Genomic DNA, 2,996 nt, shown 5'->3' with positions numbered 1-2,996 from the left:
CCTGAGCGGGCCGATTCACCCGCGAAAGGCCAATCCAGAGCAATAATCCAGATTTTTTCTGCTTGCCCCTTGAAAGGATTTCTCTCGGCCATATCTCTTGAGTGCGCGATGCCGAAGTCGGGTCGCGTAATGACTTACTTGCTGAATCTCAGGAGTTCATGACCATGACTACCGCTTTCTCTCTCGCTCCACTGTTCCGTCATTCTGTTGGTTTCGACCGTTTCAACGACCTGTTCGAATCCGCAGCGCGTAACGAGGCCGGTAGCAGCTACCCGCCCTACAACGTGGAAAAGCATGCCGAAGACCACTACCGTATCGTGGTTGCTGCAGCCGGTTTCCAGGAGCAGGATCTCGACCTGCAGGTTGAAAAAGGTGTCCTGACCGTGACCGGTGGCAAGCGCGAAAATGCTGCCGCTGAAGTGACCTACCTGCATCAGGGGATCGCCCAGCGCGCCTTCAAGCTGTCTTTCCGCCTGGCCGACCATATCGAAGTCAAGGCCGCAGGCCTGGCCAATGGCCTGCTCAGCATCGACCTGCTGCGCATCGTGCCTGAAGAAGCCAAGGCCAAGCGCATCCCGATCAATGGCGACAAGCCAGCGCTGAACTGATCGCGCTGATGTGAAAAAAAGGGCACCTTCGGGTGCCCTTTTTGCGTCTGTGGTGATCAGTAATCCGCCGGCGCCTCCATCAGCATCTGCCGAAACTCCTGCAGCGGCAGTGGCCGGCTGTGCAGGTAACCTTGATACAGGTGGCAGCCCAGCTGTTCGAGAAACTCCAGTTGCTCGGTCAATTCGACCCCTTCGGCAATGACCGCCAGGTCCAGGCTGCGGGCCATGGCGACGATGGCGCGGACGATCTCGGCGTCGTTGGGGTCGATGGGCGCATCGCGGACGAAGGTCTGGTCGATTTTCAGCGCATCCACCGGCAGGCGCTTGAGGTAGGTGAGCGAGGAGTAGCCGGTGCCGAAGTCATCCATGGCAAAACTGACCCCGTAGCGCTTCAGCTCGCGCATCTTGCTGATGGTGTCCTCAAGGTTCTGGATGACGATGCCTTCGGTAATTTCCAGTTTCAGCATCTGCCGCGGCAGGCGGTAGTCGTCCAGGCTGCGCAGCACCCGGCCGACAAAGTCGTTCTGGCGGAATTGCCGCGGGCTGATGTTCACGCACAGGCTGAAATCATCGGCATCGATCAGCCCGTCGGCGAGCATGCGTGCGCAGGCATCGCAGGCTTCGTCGAGGATCCAGCTGCCAACTTCCAGTATCAGGCCACTTTCCTCGAGCACCTGGATGAACTGCCCTGGCGGTTGCTGGCCCAGCTGCGGGTGGTGCCAGCGCAGCAGCACCTCGGCGCCGACGATGCGGTTGTCGCGGGCGTCTACCTGTGGCTGAAAGTGCAGCGCCAGTTCACCGCGGGCCAGGGCCAGGCGCAGGTCGTTTTCCATGCGCAGCCGCTCGCTGGCGGCCTTCTGCATGGTGGTGTGGAACAGCTGGGTGGTGTTACGCCCGGAGTCCTTGGCCCGGTACAGGGCGATATCGGCGCGTTTGAGCAGGTCGGCCGGGGTGGTGCCATGGTCGGGGATCAGCGCCACACCGATGCTGGGCGTTACCTGTAGCCGTTGGCCGTCCAGTGTCATTGGTTCGGCCAGCAGTTCGCGCAGGGTATCGGCCAGCTCGCGAACTTTCTCTTCCACCAACTCGCGGCTGCCCTCCAGGCCGCTGAGCAGTACCACGAACTCATCGCCACCCAGGCGCGCCACAGTGTCTTCCAGGCGGACGCTGGCCTCCAGCCGTGCGGTGATGATTTTCAACACCGTGTCGCCCACCGGGTGGCCCAGCGAGTCGTTGATGTGCTTGAAGTGGTCGAGGTCGAGGAACAGCAGGGCACCGCGCAGGTTGTGGCGCTTGAGCAGGGCGATCTGTTGGCTCAGGCGGTCCATCAGCAGGGCGCGGTTGGGCAGGTTGGTCAGCGGGTCATGGTAGGCCAGGTGGCGTATCTGCGCCTGGGCATTCTTCAGCTGGCTTACGTCGCGGGCGGTCAGCAGCAGGCAATCGATCTCGTTGAGGGTGATCGGCTCCACCGACACCTCCACGGTCAGGATGTCGCCGCGCTTGTTGCGCCCAAGCATCTCGCGGTGGTGCACCCGGCCGCGATCGCGCAATTCGCCGAGCAGGGCGGCGCGCTGCTTGTCATCGGCCCAGATGCCGAGCTCGTACACGGTGTGGCCGACCACCTCGGCGGTGCTGTAGCCGGTCAGGCGGCAAAAACCGTCGTTGATTTCCAGGTAGCGGCCGCTGTGGCGTTCGGTGATGGTGATCGCGTCGGGGCTGGAGTGGAAGGCCTTGGCGAACTTCTCCTCGCTGGACTTCAGGGCCGCCTCGGCGCGTTGCTGCTGGGTGATGTCGCGCAGGGTGGTGACGCTGCAGGGCTGGTCGTCGACGGTGATCAGGCGGCTGGAAATCACGCAGGTCAGCGGCGCGCCGTTGCGGTGGTTGACCACTACGGCGACGTTGCTAAGGGCCTGCTCGCGGATGACCCGTTCGATGCGTTGCGCGCGCTCGATGGACTCGGCCCACAGGCCGATTTCTTCGGCGGTGCGGCCGATCACCTGGTCGGTGGCCCAGCCGAAGGTCTGGGTGAACGCCGGGTTGATCTCGATGAACTGGCCGGTGTCCTGGCGGGTCACGCAGATGGGGTCGGGGCTGACCTGGAACAGGCTGGCGAATTTCTCTTCAGAGGCGCTCAGGCGCTGCTCGCGTTCCACCTGGTCGGTAATGTCGAGCAGGGTGCCGGCCATGCGCAGCGGGTTGCCCTGGTCGTCACGGTACAGCCGCGCGCGGCTTTCGATGTAGCGCGATATGCCGTTTTCCAGCTGTACCCGGTAGGTGATCTGGTAGTTGCCCGCCGGGCCTTCGCGCAGGCTGCGGTAGGCCTGGCGCATCGAGTTGCGCTCGTCCTCGGGCACCCCTTCGAAAAAGGCATCGAACGATTCGTGAAAC

General features: G+C 63.0%; 2 protein-coding genes. One reads left to right on the top strand and one right to left on the bottom strand.

Annotation, left to right across the window (positions count from 1 at the left end; translation table 11 throughout):
* Positions 1-164 precede the first annotated feature (164 nt).
* Positions 165-608 carry an Hsp20 family protein gene (locus HP546_RS28500; protein WP_172232658.1) on the top strand — a complete coding sequence of 148 codons (444 nt, stop codon included), beginning with the start codon at positions 165-167 and terminating at the stop codon, positions 606-608.
* A 56-nt stretch (positions 609-664) separates the two neighbouring features.
* Here HP546_RS28500 and HP546_RS28495 read toward each other — a convergent pair.
* Positions 665-2,996: EAL domain-containing protein (locus tag HP546_RS28495; protein WP_172232655.1), on the bottom strand; the 2,332-nt coding region annotated here is incomplete at its 5' end.

Origin of the sequence: Pseudomonas sp. CM25 (assembly GCF_013179705.1) — a bacterium.
Lineage (GTDB): Bacteria > Pseudomonadota > Gammaproteobacteria > Pseudomonadales > Pseudomonadaceae > Aquipseudomonas.
This window is presented reverse-complemented; position numbering and strand designations above follow the sequence as displayed.